General features: G+C 45.3%; 22 protein-coding genes. 9 read left to right on the top strand and 13 right to left on the bottom strand.

From position 1 onward, the window contains the following. The first annotated feature begins 5 nt into the window (after positions 1 to 5). From IJ23_RS08365 to IJ23_RS08350, 4 genes are all read left to right on the top strand, one after another. Positions 6 to 734 (top strand): ABC transporter ATP-binding protein, encoded by a 729-nt coding sequence (locus IJ23_RS08365; protein ID WP_033906015.1) that lies wholly within the window; start codon positions 6 to 8, stop codon positions 732 to 734. Further along, complete coding sequence (locus IJ23_RS08360) at positions 731 to 1990, top strand: ABC transporter permease (protein ID WP_017820287.1); 1260 nt, start codon at positions 731 to 733, stop codon at positions 1988 to 1990. Before IJ23_RS08365 ends, IJ23_RS08360 begins: the two co-directional genes overlap by 4 nt. Positions 1991 to 1994: 4 nt before the next feature. Beyond that, a complete protein-coding gene (locus IJ23_RS08355) occupies positions 1995 to 2489 on the top strand; it encodes a DUF3299 domain-containing protein (protein WP_005379600.1) in 495 nt (164 codons plus the stop codon). Between the two features lie 322 nt (positions 2490 to 2811). After that, positions 2812 to 3717, top strand: a complete 906-nt coding sequence (locus IJ23_RS08350; protein ID WP_005379599.1) for a TIGR03899 family protein — start codon at positions 2812 to 2814, stop codon at positions 3715 to 3717. Positions 3718 to 3806: 89 nt separating this feature from the next. On the opposite strand, the gene cysC is transcribed toward IJ23_RS08350, so the two are convergent. The 5 genes from cysC to cobA all read right to left on the bottom strand — a co-directional run bounded on the left by cysC (position 3807) and on the right by cobA (position 9716). Further along, positions 3807 to 4424 (bottom strand): adenylyl-sulfate kinase, encoded by a 618-nt coding sequence (gene cysC, locus IJ23_RS08345; protein ID WP_033906013.1) that lies wholly within the window; start codon positions 4422 to 4424, stop codon positions 3807 to 3809. Between the two features lie 24 nt (positions 4425 to 4448). Further along, positions 4449 to 6173, bottom strand: coding sequence for an SLC13 family permease (locus IJ23_RS08340; RefSeq protein ID WP_017820289.1), 1725 nt, complete (start codon positions 6171 to 6173; stop codon positions 4449 to 4451). A 250-nt stretch (positions 6174 to 6423) separates the two neighbouring features. Further along, entirely contained in the window at positions 6424 to 7854 is a 1431-nt protein-coding gene (gene cysN, locus IJ23_RS08335) for a sulfate adenylyltransferase subunit CysN (protein ID WP_017820290.1), read from the bottom strand. Positions 7855 to 7872: 18 nt separating this feature from the next. Then, positions 7873 to 8781: a sulfate adenylyltransferase subunit CysD gene (gene cysD, locus IJ23_RS08330; RefSeq protein ID WP_005379592.1), complete on the bottom strand. Its 909-nt coding sequence runs from the start codon at positions 8779 to 8781 to the stop codon at positions 7873 to 7875. A gap of 59 nt (positions 8782 to 8840) precedes the next feature. Further along, on the bottom strand, positions 8841 to 9716 hold the full coding sequence (gene cobA / locus IJ23_RS08325) for a uroporphyrinogen-III C-methyltransferase (RefSeq protein WP_033906012.1): 876 nt from the start codon (positions 9714 to 9716) through the stop codon (positions 8841 to 8843). Between the two features lie 275 nt (positions 9717 to 9991). On the opposite strand from cobA, the gene cpdB reads away from it, so the two are divergent. Both cpdB and IJ23_RS08315 read left to right on the top strand, forming a co-directional pair. Beyond that, positions 9992 to 11953 carry a 2',3'-cyclic-nucleotide 2'-phosphodiesterase gene (cpdB, locus tag IJ23_RS08320; RefSeq protein ID WP_033906010.1) on the top strand — a complete coding sequence of 654 codons (1962 nt, stop codon included), beginning with the start codon at positions 9992 to 9994 and terminating at the stop codon, positions 11951 to 11953. 97 nt (positions 11954 to 12050) lie between these two features. After that, positions 12051 to 12629, top strand: coding sequence for a Crp/Fnr family transcriptional regulator (locus tag IJ23_RS08315; protein WP_033906009.1), 579 nt, complete (start codon positions 12051 to 12053; stop codon positions 12627 to 12629). 54 nt (positions 12630 to 12683) lie between these two features. Here the strand turns inward: IJ23_RS08315 and dbpA are convergent, their stop codons facing one another. After that, positions 12684 to 14063 carry an ATP-dependent RNA helicase DbpA gene (gene dbpA / locus IJ23_RS08310; protein WP_033906007.1) on the bottom strand — a complete coding sequence of 460 codons (1380 nt, stop codon included), beginning with the start codon at positions 14061 to 14063 and terminating at the stop codon, positions 12684 to 12686. A 142-nt stretch (positions 14064 to 14205) separates the two neighbouring features. Here dbpA and IJ23_RS08305 point away from each other — a divergent pair, with 142 nt between their 5' ends. Further along, positions 14206 to 14667, top strand: a complete 462-nt coding sequence (locus IJ23_RS08305) for a GNAT family N-acetyltransferase (RefSeq protein ID WP_033906124.1) — start codon at positions 14206 to 14208, stop codon at positions 14665 to 14667. Between the two features lie 89 nt (positions 14668 to 14756). Here the strand turns inward: IJ23_RS08305 and IJ23_RS08300 are convergent, their stop codons facing one another. After that, positions 14757 to 15353, bottom strand: a complete 597-nt coding sequence (locus IJ23_RS08300) for a LysM-like peptidoglycan-binding domain-containing protein (protein ID WP_033906006.1) — start codon at positions 15351 to 15353, stop codon at positions 14757 to 14759. 232 nt (positions 15354 to 15585) lie between these two features. Between IJ23_RS08300 and IJ23_RS08295 the strand changes: the two genes are divergently transcribed. Beyond that, positions 15586 to 16206 (top strand): FKBP-type peptidyl-prolyl cis-trans isomerase, encoded by a 621-nt coding sequence (locus IJ23_RS08295; RefSeq protein ID WP_005383137.1) that lies wholly within the window; start codon positions 15586 to 15588, stop codon positions 16204 to 16206. A gap of 153 nt (positions 16207 to 16359) precedes the next feature. After that, positions 16360 to 16839: a DUF2780 domain-containing protein gene (locus tag IJ23_RS08290; protein ID WP_017820297.1), complete on the top strand. Its 480-nt coding sequence runs from the start codon at positions 16360 to 16362 to the stop codon at positions 16837 to 16839. A 135-nt stretch (positions 16840 to 16974) separates the two neighbouring features. Here IJ23_RS08290 and rplQ read toward each other — a convergent pair whose 3' ends face one another. The 6 genes from rplQ to rpmJ form a co-directional block, all read right to left on the bottom strand. Beyond that, entirely contained in the window at positions 16975 to 17355 is a 381-nt protein-coding gene (gene rplQ, locus IJ23_RS08285; protein WP_005383141.1) for a 50S ribosomal protein L17, read from the bottom strand. 26 nt (positions 17356 to 17381) lie between these two features. After that, positions 17382 to 18374 carry a DNA-directed RNA polymerase subunit alpha gene (locus tag IJ23_RS08280; RefSeq protein WP_005383143.1) on the bottom strand — a complete coding sequence of 331 codons (993 nt, stop codon included), beginning with the start codon at positions 18372 to 18374 and terminating at the stop codon, positions 17382 to 17384. Between the two features lie 24 nt (positions 18375 to 18398). After that, complete coding sequence (gene rpsD, locus IJ23_RS08275) at positions 18399 to 19019, bottom strand: 30S ribosomal protein S4 (RefSeq protein WP_005383146.1); 621 nt, start codon at positions 19017 to 19019, stop codon at positions 18399 to 18401. A 27-nt stretch (positions 19020 to 19046) separates the two neighbouring features. Beyond that, on the bottom strand, positions 19047 to 19436 hold the full coding sequence (gene rpsK / locus IJ23_RS08270; protein ID WP_001118870.1) for a 30S ribosomal protein S11: 390 nt from the start codon (positions 19434 to 19436) through the stop codon (positions 19047 to 19049). 18 nt (positions 19437 to 19454) lie between these two features. Next, a complete protein-coding gene (gene rpsM / locus IJ23_RS08265) occupies positions 19455 to 19811 on the bottom strand; it encodes a 30S ribosomal protein S13 (RefSeq protein ID WP_005383154.1) in 357 nt (118 codons plus the stop codon). A gap of 149 nt (positions 19812 to 19960) precedes the next feature. Then, a complete protein-coding gene (gene rpmJ / locus IJ23_RS08260) occupies positions 19961 to 20074 on the bottom strand; it encodes a 50S ribosomal protein L36 (RefSeq protein ID WP_000868186.1) in 114 nt (37 codons plus the stop codon). Positions 20075 to 20110 lie beyond the last annotated feature (36 nt).

Below are 20110 nucleotides of genomic sequence, written 5' to 3'. Positions count from 1 at the left end.
TTAATATGACTGAAACCACACCAAATGTTGTCGAGCTAGAGGATGCCCAATTTTTCTGGCCCGGTTCAACCAACCCAACCATCCACATCCCCAAATTACACATTACACAAGGCGAGCATGTGTTTATCAAAGGTCCAAGTGGCTGCGGTAAATCGACCTTGCTCGCTTTGTTGACGGGGATTAACACATTAACTTCAGGCTCTCTATCTGTTCTCGATACTGACCTTGCTAGTTTAAGTGCCAGTCAGAGAGACCGCTTTCGCGCCAATCATATTGGCTACATCTTTCAACAGTTCAATTTATTGCCGTACCTTAACGTACTTGAAAACGTATTATTGCCATGTCAGTTCAGTAAAATACGACGTGACCGTGCCCATTTAGGTGCCTCATCTCAAGCGTTAAATGAACAGGCTCAGGCCCTACTAGAACGACTGCACTTGCCAAACGAGCTTCATACACGCCCTGTCTCTGAATTGAGTATTGGTCAACAACAACGTGTGGCTGCGGCTCGAGCTCTGATAGGACATCCAGAGTTAGTGATCGCTGACGAACCAACCTCAGCTTTAGACTATGACAATCGTAAAGCATTTATTGAGCTCCTTATGGAGCAAGCGAATCAAGCCAATGCCACACTGGTATTCGTTAGCCACGACCCAACACTCGAACCCTTATTCGATCGCACGCTCAATCTACCCGACATTAATCAAGTATCTAGCCTAGGAGCCATATCATGAGTGCTGTAGTAAAGCTCGCCTGGAAAAGCTTGATGAACCGCAAAGCGACGGCAATTCTAACCATCATGACCGTTGCGATTTCAGTGGTACTCCTCTTGGGCGTCGAGCGTATCCGAACTCAAGCCAAGGATAGCTTCGCCAATACAATTTCAGGCACTGACCTCATTATTGGTGGACGCTCTGGGCAAGTGAACCTATTGCTCTATTCTGTGTTTCGTATTGGTAATGCGACCAACAACATCGATTGGAAAAGCTACCAAGAGTTTGCCAATCATCGTTCAGTCGATTGGGCTATTCCAATCTCGCTTGGCGACTCGCATAAAGGCTTCCGAGTTATGGGAACCAATCACAGTTACTTTGAGCATTACAAGTTTGGAAGTAAGCAACCACTAACATTTAGCAAGGGTAGAGAATTCCATGGTTTATTTGAAACCGTGCTAGGTTCTGATGTCGCTAAACAACTTGGTTATGATATCGGTAGCGAAATCATCATTGCCCACGGCATTAGCGACGTTGGCTTTAGCCGTCATGACAATCTGCCATTTAAAGTTGTCGGTATCCTTGCACCTACAGGAACACCAGTCGACAAAACTGTCCATGTATCATTGGAAGCCATCGAAGCCATTCACGTCGGATGGGAAAGTGGTGCGCGTTTGGGCCCGACACCCAAGGCACAAGATCTCAAAAACAGAGACTTTCAGCCCAAACAAATTACCGCTATGCTCGTTGGTTTGAAATCTCGTATTCAAACTTTCGCCCTGCAAAGACAAATTAACACCTACCCCAAAGAGCCGCTCAGCGCCATTATGCCCGGCGTTGCGTTGCATGAGTTATGGGGAATGATGTCGGTTGCAGAGCAAGCCCTAATGGCAGTATCTGGTTTTGTCGTGATCGCAGGGTTGTTAGGTATGTTAAGCAGTCTATTAACTAGCCTACAGGAACGCCGCCGTGAAATGGCGATTTTGCGTGCCATGGGAGCAAGGCCTCGTCATGTTTTCTCACTCTTAATTAGTGAAGCCAGCTTGCTTACTGCTGCTGGTATTATTACTGGCGTTACTGGGCTGTATGCCATTCTTGCTATCGCGCAGCCGATCATCCAACAGCACTATGGAATACATCTCACCTTAAGCATCTTATCTACTTATGAGTGGATGCTATTAGGTTTCGTACAATGCGCTGGTATTGTGATTGGTTTCATTCCCGCACTCCGCGCCTACCGACAGTCACTGAGTGACGGAATGACAATAAGGATTTAATAAAATGTGGAAAAAAATACTCGCAAGTTGCTTGCTGGTCGTCGCATTCACAGCGCCTGTTATGGCCAGCGAAGAACCATTGAAGCTTGACTGGATTGACCTTGTTCCAGAAAAAGAGCGTAAATTGTTCGACAGTATAGGCATGCCCGCATCTGATCACAGTGGTGGTGCAGCCCAGCAGTCCAAGATTGGTAACGTTCGACCAGAACTGAACGGAAGCCAAGTTAAAATTCCGGGGTTTGTTATCCCACTTGAAGGTGATGCCGATACCGTCACCGAATTTTTATTGGTGCCATATTTTGGAGCTTGTATTCACGTGCCACCACCGCCTCCAAACCAGATCATTTACGTGAAGTTTCCGAAAGGCGCGCCTGTTCAAGAGTTGTGGGATGTCATATATGTGGTTGGAACGTTGAAAACCGAGACGATAAACCACGAACTGGCAGAAACGGCTTACGTTATTGAGGGATCAGAAATAGAAGCCTACGACGATATGTAATTTAAGTCGTCGATAAGCCTCGCTACACCTAAGGCGTCACACTGGCGCCTTTTTTAGCTTTGTGCTACACGATATAACGAGATAAATACGCTAATACGCCCACATAAATAACCAAAAGAAACGCTATCGACAGGTGCTTTTTGAGTTTACCTGCTTCTGAGAACTTCATAGCCCCTCCAAAATAACGATAACAATTTTAACAACTCATTATCATTTTGAATAGCCCTATTCGTTCAAAAACTGAGAACTCCTGTCTGGTCGCTTGGTCAGATAAGGTGTAAATTTAAACGTGCGAACCGCGCAGTTCTTGGTAGGAAAACGAATGGCAGACCCGACAAAGCAACCTGTTGTCATCGAACATCAGTCAGACACAAAAAAAAATACGCAACAAGAAAAGAAACAAGGCTACATAAAAGACAGTGCTAGTAAGGTAAAAACCATAGCCCAAATACACGGTCTTGACGCCTTACTGCAAACCGAACCGCCAGCCAAATCTGCGTTTGAAAGAGCCCAATTGCGAGAGCAAAGACGCCAAGAACAGCGACAAAAAAACTTAGAACAGATTTTAAAATTAGCGCACAGTTCATGCCGAGATGAGACAGCGGGAGAGCCAGACCAAGATTGGTTGCATCGATTTTTTGAGATGGCTCAAGACATCCATAACAGCGCGATGCAAAAGCTATGGGCTCAAGTGATGAAGCGTGAAGTGACCAATCCGGGTTCAACATCCATGAAAGCGTTGAAAACCCTCAAAGATATGTCACCAAAGGAAGCACAAACTCTGCAAAGAGCCGCCTCTTTAGCGTGCAGTTTTGGAGGGGATCACAGCAGAAAACTGCTGATTGGTTACAAAGCGCAAGGAGGCATATTTAGCTTCGGCAAGCGAGACGTCGCCAACAGCCTAAATATGGGAAGTTTTCAACTGCCGTATTCAAGCTTGTTGCTCTTAATTGAATTAGGGCTGCTTCACAGTGCCGAACTTGAATCTGGCGAAATTAGTATCGAGACACCGTTGGTCCTCACCTACCAAGGTAAAAACTTGTCGCTGAACGTAAACAGTAAAGGTGTCCGCCTTTTATATTACCGCTTCACACCCACAGGCAATGAGCTCTGTACCTTGCTCGGAAACAAACCACATGCCGAATACTACGATCAAATGCTTGCACTGTTAAATCATAGATTTAGTGTCCATAGTGAAGCTAAAAGTACGGTTCATCATACTGTCTAGCCAGTTGGAGAAGCATTTGACCACCTATGATCCAAATACTTCTCCAGCCGCTCAAAGAGCTTTAGGTCACCTATGATCTACATGCTTTTTTATCGGATCACACCGCGTTGTTTAAGATCGATTAAGCACAAATCCACCAACTCCTCGACACTCTTTTCTCCTGCGGGCAAATCGATTTCAGGGTTCTCTGGCGCTTGATATTCCGAATCAATACCAGTGAAATTAGGAATCTCTCCCGCACGGGCTTTACGGTATAAACCCTTAGGATCTCGACCTTCGCAAACCTCTAGAGATGCATTGACATACACTTCAATAAACTCGCCTTCTGGCAATAAATCGCGCACTAACTTCCGCTCTGCACGATGCGGTGAAATAAACGCCGACAGAACAATTAAACCCGCATCTGCCATCAACTTCGCCAGTTCACCAATGCGACGAATGTTCTCGCGACGGTCCTGTTCAGAAAAACCTAAATCGCTACACAAACCATGCCGTACATTGTCACCATCCAATAAATAGGTGTGGTAACCCAATGCTGCAAGGCGATTTTCCAACGCCCCTGCTACGGTTGATTTACCCGCTCCAGATAAACCAGTGAACCACAATACGGCAGGTTTTTGCTTCTTTAATTCAGCACGAAACTGTTTATCAACCGAATGCTGGTGCCAAACAATGTTTTCATCTTTTACCGTCGTTTCGGCAGTCATAACGTATCCTTGTAAATATCGGAATTAAAACGGGAAAAAGACCGGGATCAAAGTAAGTACTAATACAGAGTACACAATCGAAATTGGCACTCCAATTCTCACGTAGTCGGTCAATTTGTAATTTCCTACGCTGTACACCAGCAGGTTAGTTTGGTAACCGTAGGGAGAGATAAAGCTCGCACTCGCGCCGAACAAAACCGCCATGATGAATGGCATCGGATCCACGCCATAACCCACCGCCATGCTATAGCCGATAGGAAAAGAAAGCGCAGCCGCGGCATTGTTTGTCACCAATTCAGTGAGTACCAATGTCATGATATAAGTCGCCACCAAGGCACCAAATACTCCCCAGCCATTAAACGCTTCAATAAACATCACTCCCATTCTTTCTGACAATCCAGAAGAGATCATCAGTTGAGCAATAGACAAAGCGGAACCGACAATCACGACGATATCGATCGGAAAACGGCGGCGCAGTTCTGAAATCTGCACAATACCAAACGCAATAAGCGCGATAAGGTACACAGCTAGACCTTTAATAATCGGCACTAACTCTAATAGAGCGCATCCAATTACGGCTGCAAAGCCCAGTAATACAATGGAAGACTTATTCGTATCAAGCCGAGCGCTAGAGTCCAAGTCATGCACTAAAACAAACTCTTTACGATGAGCTCGGCGTTCAGACTCAAAACGCTTTCCTGGAACCAGAACTAACGTGTCTCCTGGCGCTAAGGTAATACTACCCAAGCCACCTTCTAGGCGTTCGTGGCCTCGGCGAATCGCCACAACAACGGCATCGAATCGGTCGCGGAATCGGCTCTCTTTGAGGGTTTTGTAGCAAAACGTCGCCGACGAGCTCACCACAACTTCGATAAAGTTTTGCCCATTTAAGTGCTGCTGACCAAACAACTTGAGGCCCGGAATTTCTTGCAGGGTCGCGACGCTCTCAACATCGCCACAAAATAACAGGCGGTCTTTTGCGTTGAGCACAAAATCCGGTCCCACAGAAGAAACAGTAACACCATCGCGCACCACTTCTGCAAGAAACAGTTTGCGCAGCGCACGTAAATTATTCTCGCTGATCGTACGCCCAACTAGCGGTGATCCAGGCTCAACGCGAGACTCAAGAAAGTAAGGTAAATCTTCTTGGTTTTGATCATCATAATTCGGTAGCAAGTAGCTGAGCGGGATAAGAATCAGCATCCCTCCCACCAGCACAGCCAAACCTATCATCGTAGGTGTAAAAAAGCTCAGGCTCGGTAAGCCTGCGTCTTCGACAAAGCTGTTGATGATTAAGTTAGTCGACGTACCAATCAAAGTTAACGTGCCACCAAAAATGGCGGCGTAAGACAAGGGAATAAGTAATTTCGAAGGTGCATGCTGCTGATTACGCTTAATCGCCCCAATCAATGAGACAACCACAGCGGTATTATTCGTAAATGAAGAAAGCAAGGCGGTCGACACACCGAGCTTAGCAATCACGCTGCCTAACTGGCCCTCAGAGATACTTCGGCTCACCCAACTGATCAGCAGTGTTTTTTCTAGAGCACAGGATGCAAGAATCAATAGAACCAGGGTTAACAATGAAGAGTTGGTAAAATTGGATGCGATAGTGGCTGAATCCATCATCCCAGCCATGAATGCAATAAAAGCGGCACCCGCAAAGACATAACTAGGCTTAATTTTCGTGACAAGCAAGCAAGTGATAATGCCAAGCAAAATCGCTAACACAAACCCTTGTTCCCACATAGCCTTTCCTTACCAAATAGCCCTAAAGGGCACAACAACGACTCATTTATCCATGAATCACCGACAAACGAGCAAACAGACAAAAATCAGCGCAAGCGAAAAGAACATCAGAATGCTCGGTTTCTTGGGCTCCACCGAAGCATTCTGGTATTAGGAGAATACCTAACGACATTTCGCAATTCAGTTAGGTAGCGACGCCCCAAGTACAACAGCAGACAGAGCCTGAAATTATCGTACTTGGGTAAGCCAGTTACTTTTTCAGAAACTGGCTGACGTCTTTTGCTTCCCAGTGTGGGAAGTGTTTACGGACAAGCGCATTAAGCTCAACTTCAAACGCAGAGATGCCCGTCAAATCGCGCTCAACCACGGCGAGGCTCTCTTTAACCATGCCAGCACCAACCGTCACGTTTGTCAGACGATCGATAATGATAAAGCCACCGGTATCTGCACAGTCTTGATAATTGTCCAGCGCGACTGACTCATTAAGAGACCATTCACACAAACCAATACCATTCAATGGCAGCTCTGCCGAGCTATGAGTCGAGAGATTATTAATGTCATATTGATGACGAATCGCTTCAACATGACCTACGGTTTTCTTACCTGCGATTTTGATGTCATAGTCACGACCCGGTTGCAGGGGTTGCTCTGTCATCCATACCACATCGGCAAGCAAATGGTTTGTGGTTTCCACTTGAGCATTATCTAGAACAATCAAATCGCCACGGCTAATATCGATCTCATCGCTTAGCGTCAGAGTGACAGCTAATCCGGCACGAGCTTCTTCGATATCACCATCAAATGTCACAATACGTGCCACAGTTGACGTTTTACCCGATGGCAATGCTTTAATGGCATCACCGACTTTGATCGAACCAGAAGAAATGGTCCCCGCAAAACCACGGAAATCGAGGTTAGGACGATTAACGTATTGCACAGGGAAGCGGAATTCACCCGCGCCTTTTTCTTGATCCACATCGACCGTTTCAAGAAGCTCAAGCAATGATGGGCCTTTAAACCAAGTCAGGTTTTGGCCTTTATCCACCACATTGTCCCCTTCAAGCGCTGAGATCGGGATGATTTGAATATCAATATCCCCTGTCAGATTCTCAGAGAACTTCAGATACTCGTCGCGGATCTCTTCAAAGCGCTCTTGGGAGTAATCCACTAAGTCCATCTTGTTGATCGCCACAACAAAGTGCTTCAAACCCAACAGGTTGGAAATGAAAGAGTGACGACGAGTTTGATCGAGAATGCCCTTACGTGCATCAACTAGAATCACAGCTAAGTCACATGTCGATGCACCTGTAGCCATGTTACGTGTGTACTGCTCGTGTCCAGGAGTATCTGCAATGATGAATTTACGTTTCTGCGTCGAGAAATAGCGGTAAGCTACATCAATCGTGATCCCCTGCTCGCGCTCAGCTTGTAAGCCATCGACCAACAACGCAAGGTCAGGCTTTTCACCCGTGGTGCCCACACGTTGGCTGTCTGAATGCACTGCCGCTAGCTGATCTTCATAAATTTGTTTTGAGTCATGGAGTAAGCGACCGATTAATGTACTTTTACCGTCATCCACCGAGCCACAAGTCAAGAATCTAAGTAACGACTTGTACTGGTGTTGTGTTAAATAGCCTTCGATACCAAGCTCGGCTAATTGAGCTTCAACTGCACTGTTCATTATCTTTCCTTAGATCCTTTAGAAGTAACCTTGACGTTTCTTAAGCTCCATCGATCCTGACTGATCGTGGTCGATCGCTCGGCCTTGGCGCTCACTCGACGTTGCCACTAGCATCTCTTCAATAATGCCAGTTAAAGTGTTTGCTTCAGACTCGATGGCCCCGGTCAATGGATAACAACCAAGGGTACGGAAGCGCACACTCTTCTCTTCAATCACTTCACCCGGTTGAAGCTCCATACGATCATCATCAACCATGATCAGCATGCCATCGCGTTCAACAACTGGGCGTTTGTCCGCGAGGTAAAGCGGCACGATCTCGATGTTTTCTAAATAGATGTATTGCCAGATATCAAGCTCAGTCCAGTTAGACAGCGGGAATACACGAATGCTCTCACCCTTATTGACCTGGCCGTTGTACGTCTTCCATAGCTCAGGACGTTGGTTTTTAGGATCCCATGTATGGTTCTTATCGCGGAATGAATACACGCGCTCTTTCGCCCGTGATTTCTCTTCGTCGCGGCGCGCACCACCAAAGGCCGCATCAAAACCGTACTTGTTCAGCGCTTGTTTTAAGCCTTGAGTCTTCATGATGTCAGTGTGCTTAGAAGAACCATGAACAAACGGACTACAGCCCATGGCTAGACCTTCTGGATTCTTATGTACCAAAAGCTCAAAACCGTATTTGGCCGCGGTGCGATCACGAAATTCAATCATCTCGCGGAACTTCCAATCGGTGTCGACATGCAGCAATGGAAATGGAATCTTACCTGGGTAAAAAGCTTTACGCGCTAGGTGCAGCATCACTGATGAGTCTTTACCAATCGAATACATCATGACTGGGTTATCAAACTCAGCCGCAACTTCGCGGATAATATGGATACTCTCCGCTTCGAGTTGTTTAAGGTGAGTTAAACGTTGTTGGTCCATGTTTTGTATTTCCTTTTTAAGCTTGAAGGCGCATTACGTCTCTAATCTTTGGTCTGAAATTATATGGAGTTGGCAATAGCACTTTTGTTGAATTCAGTACTAGACAAAAACCAGTCTAACTTTTGAGACAGTCGCACTACCTCTCCGACAACAATCAAAGATGGCGATTGTGCTTCCTTCGATAAATCAGAGAGTTGGGAGAGTTCTCCCGTAAATACTTTTTGTTGAATCTGCGTGCCACGCTCAATAATGGCAATCGGAGTCAACGCTGAACGGCCATGCTTAATGAGTTGATTCTGAATATAGTGTGATTTCATCAGCCCCATGTAGATCACTAAAGTCTGATTCCCACGCGCCAACGTGGACCAATCCATCTCATCACTTTCTTCTTTCAAGTGGCCAGTCACAAAGATGGCCGATTGCGCATAATCACGATGAGTCAGTGGAATACCAGCATAAGCGGTTGCGCCAGCTGCTGCGGTAATGCCAGGGACAACTTGAAAACGAATGCCAGCATCTGCAAGCACTTCTAACTCTTCACCACCACGACCGAATACAAACGGATCACCACCTTTAATGCGCACTACTTTGTAGCCCTGCTTGGCAAAATCCACCAAAAGCTGATTCGTCTTCTCCTGCGGCACACTGTGATGCCCAGCTCGCTTCCCAACGCACACCAAAATCGTATCGCTTGGAATCAATGCCATGATTTCTTCAGACACCAAATAGTCGTACAAAACCACGTCAGCTTGCTGCAAGCAGTTCAGTGCTTTCACCGTCAGAAGTTCAGGATCGCCTGGTCCTGCACCTACTAAGGCGACTTCACCAGGCTGTAGCGATTGCTTTGCAAAACGAGTAACACCCACGACTGGGTTGTCAGAAACTAACCGGGGCTTTGGTTTAGGAAAAGAAGTGACTGAATCGTTCGTTGCCATGTGCTTGCTCATCGTCCATTGATATCGTTATGCAAGCATTATGGCGGGGCGTTTATATTACCTGAAATTCTAAAATTTCATTTTTTATTCAAAAATCTGCTAAGAAGTTTTTGTTTGGTCTCATTCAAAAGCGTGAAAAAGTCGGCGGTTAATATGAATAAGGTTCAGTAAACTGATTAATGTTCACAGTTTTCTGTATCTTTATCATCGAGTTGCATCTGTGTTTGATACATTACGCAGTACGATTTCCCCTTATCATTGAATTGGAGCACCAAATGAAAGTGGCAGTTCATCCTATTTCCCTCGCAGTATTAAGTGGCATGCTAACGCTTGCTGGCCCAGTAATGGCCGATACCATCAAGCTTCGTATTATCGAAACCACCGACATTCACACCAACGTGATGGATTACGATTACTACAAAGACCAACCATCACAGCAAATCGGTTTAAGTCGCGCAGCGACAATAGTGAAACAAGCTAAGTCCGAGACAGAAAACACGGTACTAGTAGATAACGGTGATTTAATTCAGGGCAGCCCAATGGGCGATTACATGGCGGCAAAGGGGATTAATCCCGGCGACGTGCACCCAGTCTACAAAGCGATGAACAAGCTAGACTACGATGTGGGCAACATTGGCAATCATGAGTTCAACTATGGCTTAGATTTCCTACAAACGACGTTGAAGGGGGCAAACTTCCCTTACATCAATGCAAACGTATTTGATAAACAAACCGGTGAGCATTACTTCAAGCCTTACCTCATCAAAACTCACACATTTAAAGACACAGACGGCGAAGCGCATCAAATAAAAGTGGGTTACATCGGCTTTGTACCACCACAAATTATGGTGTGGGATAAGAAGAACTTAGAAGGCAAAGTCTTTGCTAAAGACATTAAGGAAACAGCAGAGAAACTGATTCCTCAAATGAAGAAAGAAGGCGCAGACGTGATTGTGGCGATTCCACACTCGGGCATTTCTACTGATCCATACAAACTAGGCGCTGAAAACTCTGTTTACTACCTCACAGAAGTTGAAGGTATTGATGCGATTGCTTTTGGTCACTCTCACGCCGTCTTCCCAGGGAAAGACTTCGCAAACCTACCTGGTGTTGATATAAATAAAGGGACCATCAATGGTGTAACGTCCGTGATGCCGGGCCGCTGGGGAAGTCACGTAGGTGTGATGGATTTGATGCTGAAAGAGAAAGACGGCAGATGGCAAGTCGTCGAAGGCCAAGCAGAAGCACGCCCTATCTTCGATAAAGTAAATAAGAAGTCATTAGCTAAAGCCGATGCTGATATTGTGAAAGCGTTAGAAGAAGATCACAAAGGCACTCGTGAATTTGTAAACCAACCAATCGGCAAAGCAAATGATGTCATGTACAGCTTCTTGGCATTAGTGCAGGACGACCCCACCATTCAAATCGTTAACCTTGCTCAGAAAGACTACGTAGAACGCTTTATTCAAGGCGACCCAGACCTTTCTGACATTCCAGTACTGAGTGCGGCAGCACCATTTAAAGTCGGCGGTCGTAAGAACGATCCGAATAACTTTACAGAAGTAGAATCCGGTCAGCTCACCTTCCGTAATGCGGCCGATCTTTACTTATATCCAAACACCTTGGTTGCGATGAAAGTGAAAGGTAAAGAAGTTCGCGAATGGCTAGAGTGCAGTGCGGGTCAATTCAACCACATCGACATCAGCAATCCTAAACCGCAATCTTTGATTGATTGGGATAATTTCCGTACTTACAACTTCGATGTTATTGATGGGGTTAACTACCAAATCGACGTTACCCAACCGCCGAAGTACGATGCGGATTGTAAAGTGATTAATCCAGATTCTCAGCGTATTGTGAACCTGACGTTCAATGGTAAGCCTGTCAATCCGAAGCAAGATTTCATCATCGCAACCAATAACTACCGTGCTTATAGCAATACTTTCCCTGGTACAGGCCCAGATTTCATTGCGTTTGACGCACCAGATGAAAACCGCTCTGTCGTCGCCACTTATATTTCTCGCGTGAGTGAAGAAAAAGGAGAAGTGACACCAAGCGCTGACAACAACTGGTCTTTCGCACCGATTAAGTCCGATAACAAGCTAGATATTCGTTTCGAAACCTCCCCTAGCGATAAAGCGGCGCAGTTCATCAAAGAGAAAGGACAATACCCAATGAAACGCGTGTCAACAGACGACATTGGTTTCGCAATTTATCAAATCGATCTGAATAAATAAGGTTGATTTGACAGCAACACTAAGCGGCTCTCATGAGCCGCTTTTTTGTTATCAATAAAACCAGTTAAAATAAAGAAAACCGTTTCCGAGTTATCACATGCACAGCGATCTTTTTTCAGACTTAGTCAATCATGGCTTTTTAGAGACAGAAGCAAACCAACTTATTGAAAATGGTGAGTTGCTCGAACTGCCTACACGCCACATTCTTAATCACCAAGGAGAGTTGAGCTCACACCTTTACTTCATCATTGAGGGGTTATGTCACGCAAGCTATCTCACTGAGCACGGCAAAGAATTCAGTAAAGAATTTTATTGGGAGAAGGACTGGGTTATCGGGTTTGAGAGCATAATAAAGGACCAACCTTCGCCTTACTTATTGGAAACGCTGAGCGCTTGTCAGCTATTTTGCTTGCCAATTGAAACGTTGCATCACTGGCGAGCAGAAAAGCACGCCATTTACTTAAAGCTACTCGAAAACCAACTGGTTAATAAAGAGAATAAAGAACGCTTTATGTTGCTCTACTCTCCAGAGGAACGATATCAATTATTTTGCGCTCATTACCCAGATTTAAAGCAACGTATTACCGATAGTCAAATTGCGGCCTACCTGGGCATTACGCCAATCAGTTTGAGTCGAATCAAAGCACGCTTAACCAAAGATCACACTCTCAAATAAACTCAAAAAAGAAAAAAGCTCTTCAAACGAAGAGCTTTTTCTCTGCTATTTGAGCTATTTAAGAATTCGCGCCCGGAACTGGCGCCCTTTCATCTTGCCGTTACTAATGGTTTGTAGAGCCTTTTTAGCCACAGATTTTTCGACGGCAACATAAGCGCGCACAGGGAACAGGTGAATCTTTCCGACTTGAGAGCCTGGAATACCATTTTTTCCTGTCAAACAACCTAAAATATCACCCGGTCGTACTTTCTGTTTCTTACCGCCATCAATGTTAATCGTCACCATCTTCGCTTGGTATGGCTGCTGATTTGATTTGGCAGGCAATGTTGCTGGTACCACGTCCATCTCTAGGTATTCTTCAATACGAGCTACACGTAAACCGTCTTTCTCACCAAAAAAGCTGAACGCTAAACCTTTACTACCCGCACGACCTGTACGACCAATACGGTGCACATGAACCTCAGGATCGCGCGATAGCTCAAAGTTAAAGACAGCATCAAGATTATCAACGTCCAAACCACGCGCCGCAACGTCTGTTGCAACAAGGATAGACACACTCTTGTTAGCAAACTGCACCAATGCTTGGTCGCGTTCACGCTGCTCTAAGTCCCCATGGATATCGATAACGCTGAATCCTTTGTGATGCAACTCATCTGCGACACTTTGCACTTCTTTTTTGGTATTACAAAAAACAACCGCGGACTCTGGTTGGTGAGTCAGCAGCAAATTCGCCAACGCTTCATCACGCGCTTCCGAGCCTTCAACTTTATAGAAGTACTGCACAATGCTTGAAGTATCATGCGTCGATTCCACCTTAATCACTTCCGGTGTCTGCATTATACGCTGCGCAATTTGCTCAATTTTTTCTGGAAAAGTAGCACTGAAAAGTAGAGTTTGACGCTGCTTTGGCGCTGCATCGATGATTGCATCTAATGCGTCTTGGAAACCCATGTCCAACATGCGATCAGCTTCATCTAGCACCAAGGTATTCAGTTCGCTAAGATCAATTCGGCCTTTTTCAAGGTGATCCAAAATACGACCAGGAGTACCAACTAGGATATGCGCACCATGCTCTAACGAACCAATTTGTGGCCCCATTGGCATCCCACCGCAGAGAGTAAGCACTTTAATATTATGAATGCCGCGACCTAAAGTACGAATTTCCTTCGCTACTTGATCTGCAAGCTCACGTGTTGGACACAATACTAATGACTGGACACGAAAGCGTTTGACGTTGAGGTTCGATAAAACCCCTAAACCAAATGCAGCGGTTTTACCTGAGCCCGTTTTACCCTGCCCGATGACATCACGATGTTTTAGGATTGCAGGCAAGCTCAAAGCTTGAATTGGCGTCATGTGGGTATAGTTCAGGGAATCAAGTGTGGCGAGTAACGCTGGGTTAAGCCCAACTTGATCGAATGTTTGTTTGCTCACGGGGATATCCTCAGGTGAGATGGAAAGAGGGCACATTATCACCAGATTTGGTGGGAAAACCAGTGCTAATTAACCTTTGTTAATGAGTATGAGCTCAAAACAAAGTAAAGTCAGTCACTCTATTCTCATTACGGATAACAACATGCTCACTTGGATTACTTTGCCCTTTGCTCAGCTAACAACCACACAGCTGTATGAAATGATGAAATTGCGTGTGGATGTATTCGTTGTTGAACAAACCTGCCCTTACCCTGAACTTGATGGTAAGGACACACTGGAAGGCGTTTATCATCTAATAGGCTATCACGGTGATGAACTGGTTGCTTGCGCACGATTACTGCCCGCAGGCACCTCGTATGACAATGTGAGTATTGGTCGAGTGGTGACAAAGCAGACCGCGCGAGGCGGTGGCTTAGGCCATAAGTTATTGGACAAGGCCTTGGCACAATGCGAAACATTATGGCCAGGACAGACAATAGATATAGGTGCTCAAGAACACCTCATCCAGTTTTATGCAAGTCATGGATTCAAGGTTATCTCAGAGTGCTATCTTGAAGATGGTATCCCTCATGTGGATATGCGGAAAGAATCCGTAGCGCTATAAGCTTCAATTCGATTGGTTACTATGAAAACTAATCGCTATGAAAAACCGACTAAAAAGACGCGATATTCGCGTCTTTTCATTTGAAGCGTTTACTTGTTACGCCCAAAGGACCCATCCGATAAACGGAAAAACATAACGGACCGCCCGCTTTTTTCCAGCTGTAGCATATCTAACTCGCCTTCGTCACTAAGCTTAAAGCGAATCAACTGTCCCTGCTTTATTTGGCTTAGCGGCTTATCACTGCCTTCTATTTTGACTAGAGCGCTAAGATCCGCCATAGAGAGCTGATTACTTCTGAAAACCTGCGCTAATGTATCACCATTTTTAACCGTGTACTCTTTCCAGTCTTCAGATTTCGGTCCAGAGTTCTGAGAGGTTCTCTGCTGGCTTAAACTCTGCGCGTTTAGCTCAATCGCTACGCGTTGATGATCGACCTCAGTCTGCTCAACTGGCTGGTCTGTTTTATTCGGCAAAGGAATAACAAGGAGTACCAGAATCAATGGCACTAAGACCATCAAAGCACGCTGATGAAATTTAGGCAGACGCAACCAAAACTGCTTAACAGGCTGTATACGCTCCAACCATTGCTCTTTGTTGAACGGCTGCTTCCAGTCGATAGCAGCGAATTTTTGTTTAACCAATTCGACATAGTCGACTTGCTGCTTTTTCTTTCTGCGACGATTCATTGTAATGAGTCCCTTAATACTTCTACGGCCAGTATAAAAATACCGACGCGGAGAGTATATGTTTTTCACCAAACTAAAATGGAATTGGGATTAAATTAGCAGAAATTTCACTTGGAGTAAGAGATAAGTCACAACCTGACCGCCTCAATTAAGCATTCGGTCGCAATCATTTAAACCTAAGCTCGAAACTGATATCCTGTTACCTTTATCACTCCTAATAAGAGCGACATTCATGTCTGAAATTAAATTTGAAACTGCAGAACAAAAAGCAAGCTACGGCATTGGTCTGCAAATGGGTCAGCAACTTGCAGGCTCTGGTCTTGAAGGTCTTAGCGTTGATGCTATCGCAGCAGGTATTGCAACAGCACTAACTGGTGACATGCCATCAATCGAAATTGATGAAATCAACAAAGCACTACAAGAACTTCACACTCGTGCAGAAACAGCTCGCCAAGAAGCAGCAAAAATTGCGGCAGCAGAAGGCGAAGCGTTCCTAAAAGACAACGCTCTACGACCTGAAGTTAACGTTCTAGACTCTGGTCTTCAGTACGAAATCATTTCTGAAGGTACTGGTGCAGTTCCTACAGCAGAAAGCTCAGTTCGCGTTCACTACCACGGTGAGCTAACTGACGGTACTGTATTCGATAGCTCTGTATCTCGCGGTCAACCTGCTGAATTCCCTGTTACAGGTGTAATCAAAGGTTGGGTAGAGGCACTACAACTAATGCCTGTTGGCTCTAAGTGGAAGCTATACGTACCACAAGATCTTGCGTACGGTGAGCGTGGCGCTGGTGCGGCTATCCCTCCATTTGCAGCTTTAGTTTTCGAAGTAGAACTATTAGATATTATCTAATTGAAACCATTTTCAATTATGATTAAATAAAACGGCGCACTAGCGCCGTTTTTTTGTCTAAACTGAATAGACTTTCTCACCTCTGAACCTTTCACTCTGATAGCCTTTAAAAATAAAATCACTTTTAAAAAACGCTCAACCTTTGGAGGTACTATGCGTAAAACACTCCTAACTCTAGCACTCCTATCAATCAACATTGGTAGTGCGCACGCATTCTTAGATTCAGTCACTCAAAAAAGTAAAGAAAGTGGCCTGATGGACATGGTCGGCAGCAGCTTGAACACCGAGTCATCTCCATTAACAGACATGCTAACTAGCCAATTACCAGTATCCACTGAGCAAGCAGCCGGAGGCAGTGGTGCGCTACTCGCTTTGGCTCAAAGCCAGCTTTCGCAAGAAAATAGTAGTGAATTACAGTCTTTGATTCCTGGACTTTCAAACTTGCAAGGAGCACAAAGCTTACTAGGAAATATTGAGAATATCAGTGCAGTCAAAAGTGCATTCGATACGTTAGGTTTAGACCCATCTATGATCAGTCAGTTTGCTCCAGTCATCTTGGATTACTTGAACAAGCAAGGCGCTAGCGAAGGGCTTCTAAGTTCGTTGGGCGGGTTGTGGAATACTAGTAAATAAGCGTAAGTGATAATCACTTTTTAAATTGCCAGTCTGCATGGGTTGAAATAAATGCAGGCTGGATATAAAGGTTTACTGAATTACAGATACAAAAAAGCCGAGCTAATGCTCGGCTTTCTCGTTCTTACGAACTGATTACTCAGCAGCTTCTTCAGCAGCTGGGCGATCTACAAGCTCAATGTAAGCCATTGGAGCTTTATCACCAGCACGGAAGCCAGCTTTTAGGATACGAGTGTAACCGCCCTGACGAGCAGCAAAACGTGGACCTAGTTCGTTAAATAGTTTTGCAACTACTTCGTTGTCACGAGTACGTGCAAATGCTAGACGACGGTTAGCAACACTGTCAGTCTTAGCTAGTGTAATCAAAGGCTCAACTACGCGACGTAGCTCTTTTGCTTTTGGCAAAGTAGTCTTGATAACTTCATGACGTACTAGAGAGCTAGCCATGTTGCTGAACATCGCTTTGCGATGTGAGCTGTTGCGGTTGAGTTGACGACCACTCTTACGATGGCGCATGACCTAATCCTTCTAACTAGTATCGATTAATCTTCAGCGATTGATGCAGGTGGCCAGTTTTCTAGGCGCATGCCCAGAGACAGACCACGTGACGCAAGTACGTCTTTAATCTCAGTAAGAGATTTTTTACCAAGGTTAGGCGTTTTAAGTAGCTCAACCTCAGTACGTTGTACTAGATCACCGATGTAGTGAATCGCTTCTGCTTTCAAACAGTTAGCAGAGCGAACTGTTAGTTCAAGATCGTCTACAGGACGCAGTAGGATCGGATCGAATTCTGGCTTCTCTTCCTTCTCCTCAGGAACTCGTACATCACGAAGATCTACGAATGCATCCAATTGTTCAGCTAGGATTGTAGCTGCACGACGGATTGCTTCCTCAGGTTCTAGAGTACCGTTTGTTTCCATATCGATAACAAGCTTGTCTAGATCAGTACGCTGTTCTACACGAGCTGCTTCTACAGCGTAGGCAATTTTGTCTACTGGGCTGTAAGTAGCATCTACTAGTAGGCGACCGATAGGACGCTCGTCTTCTTCGTTATGGATACGCGCAGAAGCTGGAACATAACCACGACCACGTTCAACTTTGATACGCATTGCGATCTCAGCGTTGTCATCCGTCAGGTGACAAATTACGTGTTCAGGGTTAGCGATCTCTACATCACCATCATGGGTGATGTCACCTGCAACCACAGGGCCCGAGCCTGATTTGTTCAAAGTAATGAACACTTCATCTTTGCCTTCGGCAACGCGCACAGCCAAACCTTTAAGGTTTAGAAGAATTTCAAGAATATCTTCTTGAACGCCTTCTTTCGTGCTGTACTCATGAAGTACGCCTTCAATTTCTACTTCTGTTACAGCACAACCTGGCATAGAAGATAGAAGGATGCGGCGAAGTGCATTACCCAGAGTATGACCAAAGCCACGCTCTAATGGCTCAAGAGTTACTTTTGCGTGAGTCGAGCTGATTTGTTCGATGTCAACTAGACGTGGCTTAAGAAATTCTGTTACAGAACCCTGCATTGTGTCCTCTCTTTAGTTTAAACCTTACTTAGAGTAAAGCTCGACGATCAATTGTTCGTTGATGTCAGCTGATAGATCAGAACGTTCAGGCATACGCTTGAATGTACCTTCCATCTTGCCACCATCTACTTCAATCCAAGTTGGTTTTTCACGTTGTTCAGCAACTTCTAGAGCTGCTTTGATACGAGCTTGCTGTTTAGCTTTCTCGCGAATAGAAACAACGTCATTAGCCGCTACTTTGAAAGAAGGAACGTTTACAACTTTACCGTTTACTAGGATAGCTTTGTGGCTAACTAGCTGACGTGCTTCTGCGCGAGTTGCGCCAAAGCCCATGCGGTAAACTACGTTATCAAGACGACCTTCAAGAAGCTGAAGTAGGTTTTCACCAGTGTTGCCTTTTAGGCGAGCAGCTTCTTTGTAGTAGTTACGGAATTGTTTTTCTAGAACGCCGTACATACGACGTACTTTTTGCTTCTCACGAAGCTGAACGCCATACTCAGATAGACGACCGCGACGAGCGCCGTGTACACCTGGTGCGTTATCAATTTTACACTTGGTATCGATCGCGCGAACACCAGACTTAAGGAATAAGTCAGTGCCTTCACGACGGCTAAGCTTCAGCTTAGGACCCAAATATCTTGCCATGATTCTTCTCCAATTGTCCTAGAAACGTTATACGCGACGTTTCTTAGGTGGACGACAACCGTTATGAGGGATTGGTGTAGCATCAACGATGTTTGTGATGCGGAAACCAGCGGCGTTTAGTGCACGAACAGTAGATTCGCGACCTGGACCAGGACCCTTAACCATAACTTCCAAGTTCTTTAGGCCGTATTCTTTAGCCATTTCAGCACAACGCTCAGCAGCAACCTGTGCAGCGAACGGAGTAGACTTACGAGAACCACGGAAACCAGAACCACCTGCAGTAGCCCATGCAAGAGCGTTACCTTGACGGTCAGTAATGGTTACGATTGTGTTATTGAAAGAAGCATGGATGTGCGCAACGCCATCTGCAACTTGCTTGCGTACGCGCTTACGAGCGCGAGTTGGTTGTTTAGCCATTGTACTCTACCTTCCCGATTATTTCTTGATCGGCTTACGCGGACCCTTACGGGTGCGAGCGTTGGTTTTAGTACGCTGTCCACGTAGTGGTAGACTGCGACGATGACGAAGACCACGGTAACAGCCAAGGTCCATAAGACGCTTGATGTTCATAGATACTTCACGACGTAGATCACCTTCTACAGTGTACTTAGCTACACCATCACGCAGTTGATCGATCTGCTCTTCAGTTAGTTCACTGATCTTAACATTTTCAGCAATACCCACTTCAGCTAGGATAGCTTGAGAGCGAGTTTTACCGATGCCGTAGATCGCTGTTAGAGCGATTACTGCATGTTTCTGATCAGGAATGTTAATGCCTGCTATACGGGCCATTATTCACTCCTAAGTGTTTCTATAAAAGAATTAGCCGCAGCAAAGCCCGTTATGGATACGCTGCGGAATACTACTTCTTTTGCACGCAAAAGGTAGGCCGAGGAATATACTCGACCCAACCTTCATTTTCAAGTAAAAATTTCTGCTAATTAGCCTTGGCGCTGTTTGTGCTTTGGCTCACTGCAAATCACGCGAACGACACCGTTACGCTTGATTACTTTACAGTTACGGCAGATTTTTTTAACGGAAGCACGAACTTTCATTGCTAAACTCCGTAAATGAAACTGAGTCTACCGCCG

This window comes from Vibrio sp. OY15, from assembly GCF_000742455.1.
Classification (GTDB): Bacteria; Pseudomonadota; Gammaproteobacteria; order Enterobacterales; family Vibrionaceae; genus Vibrio; species Vibrio alginolyticus.
Note: the sequence above shows the minus strand (reverse complement) of the source record. Positions and strands in the feature narration are given on the sequence as shown.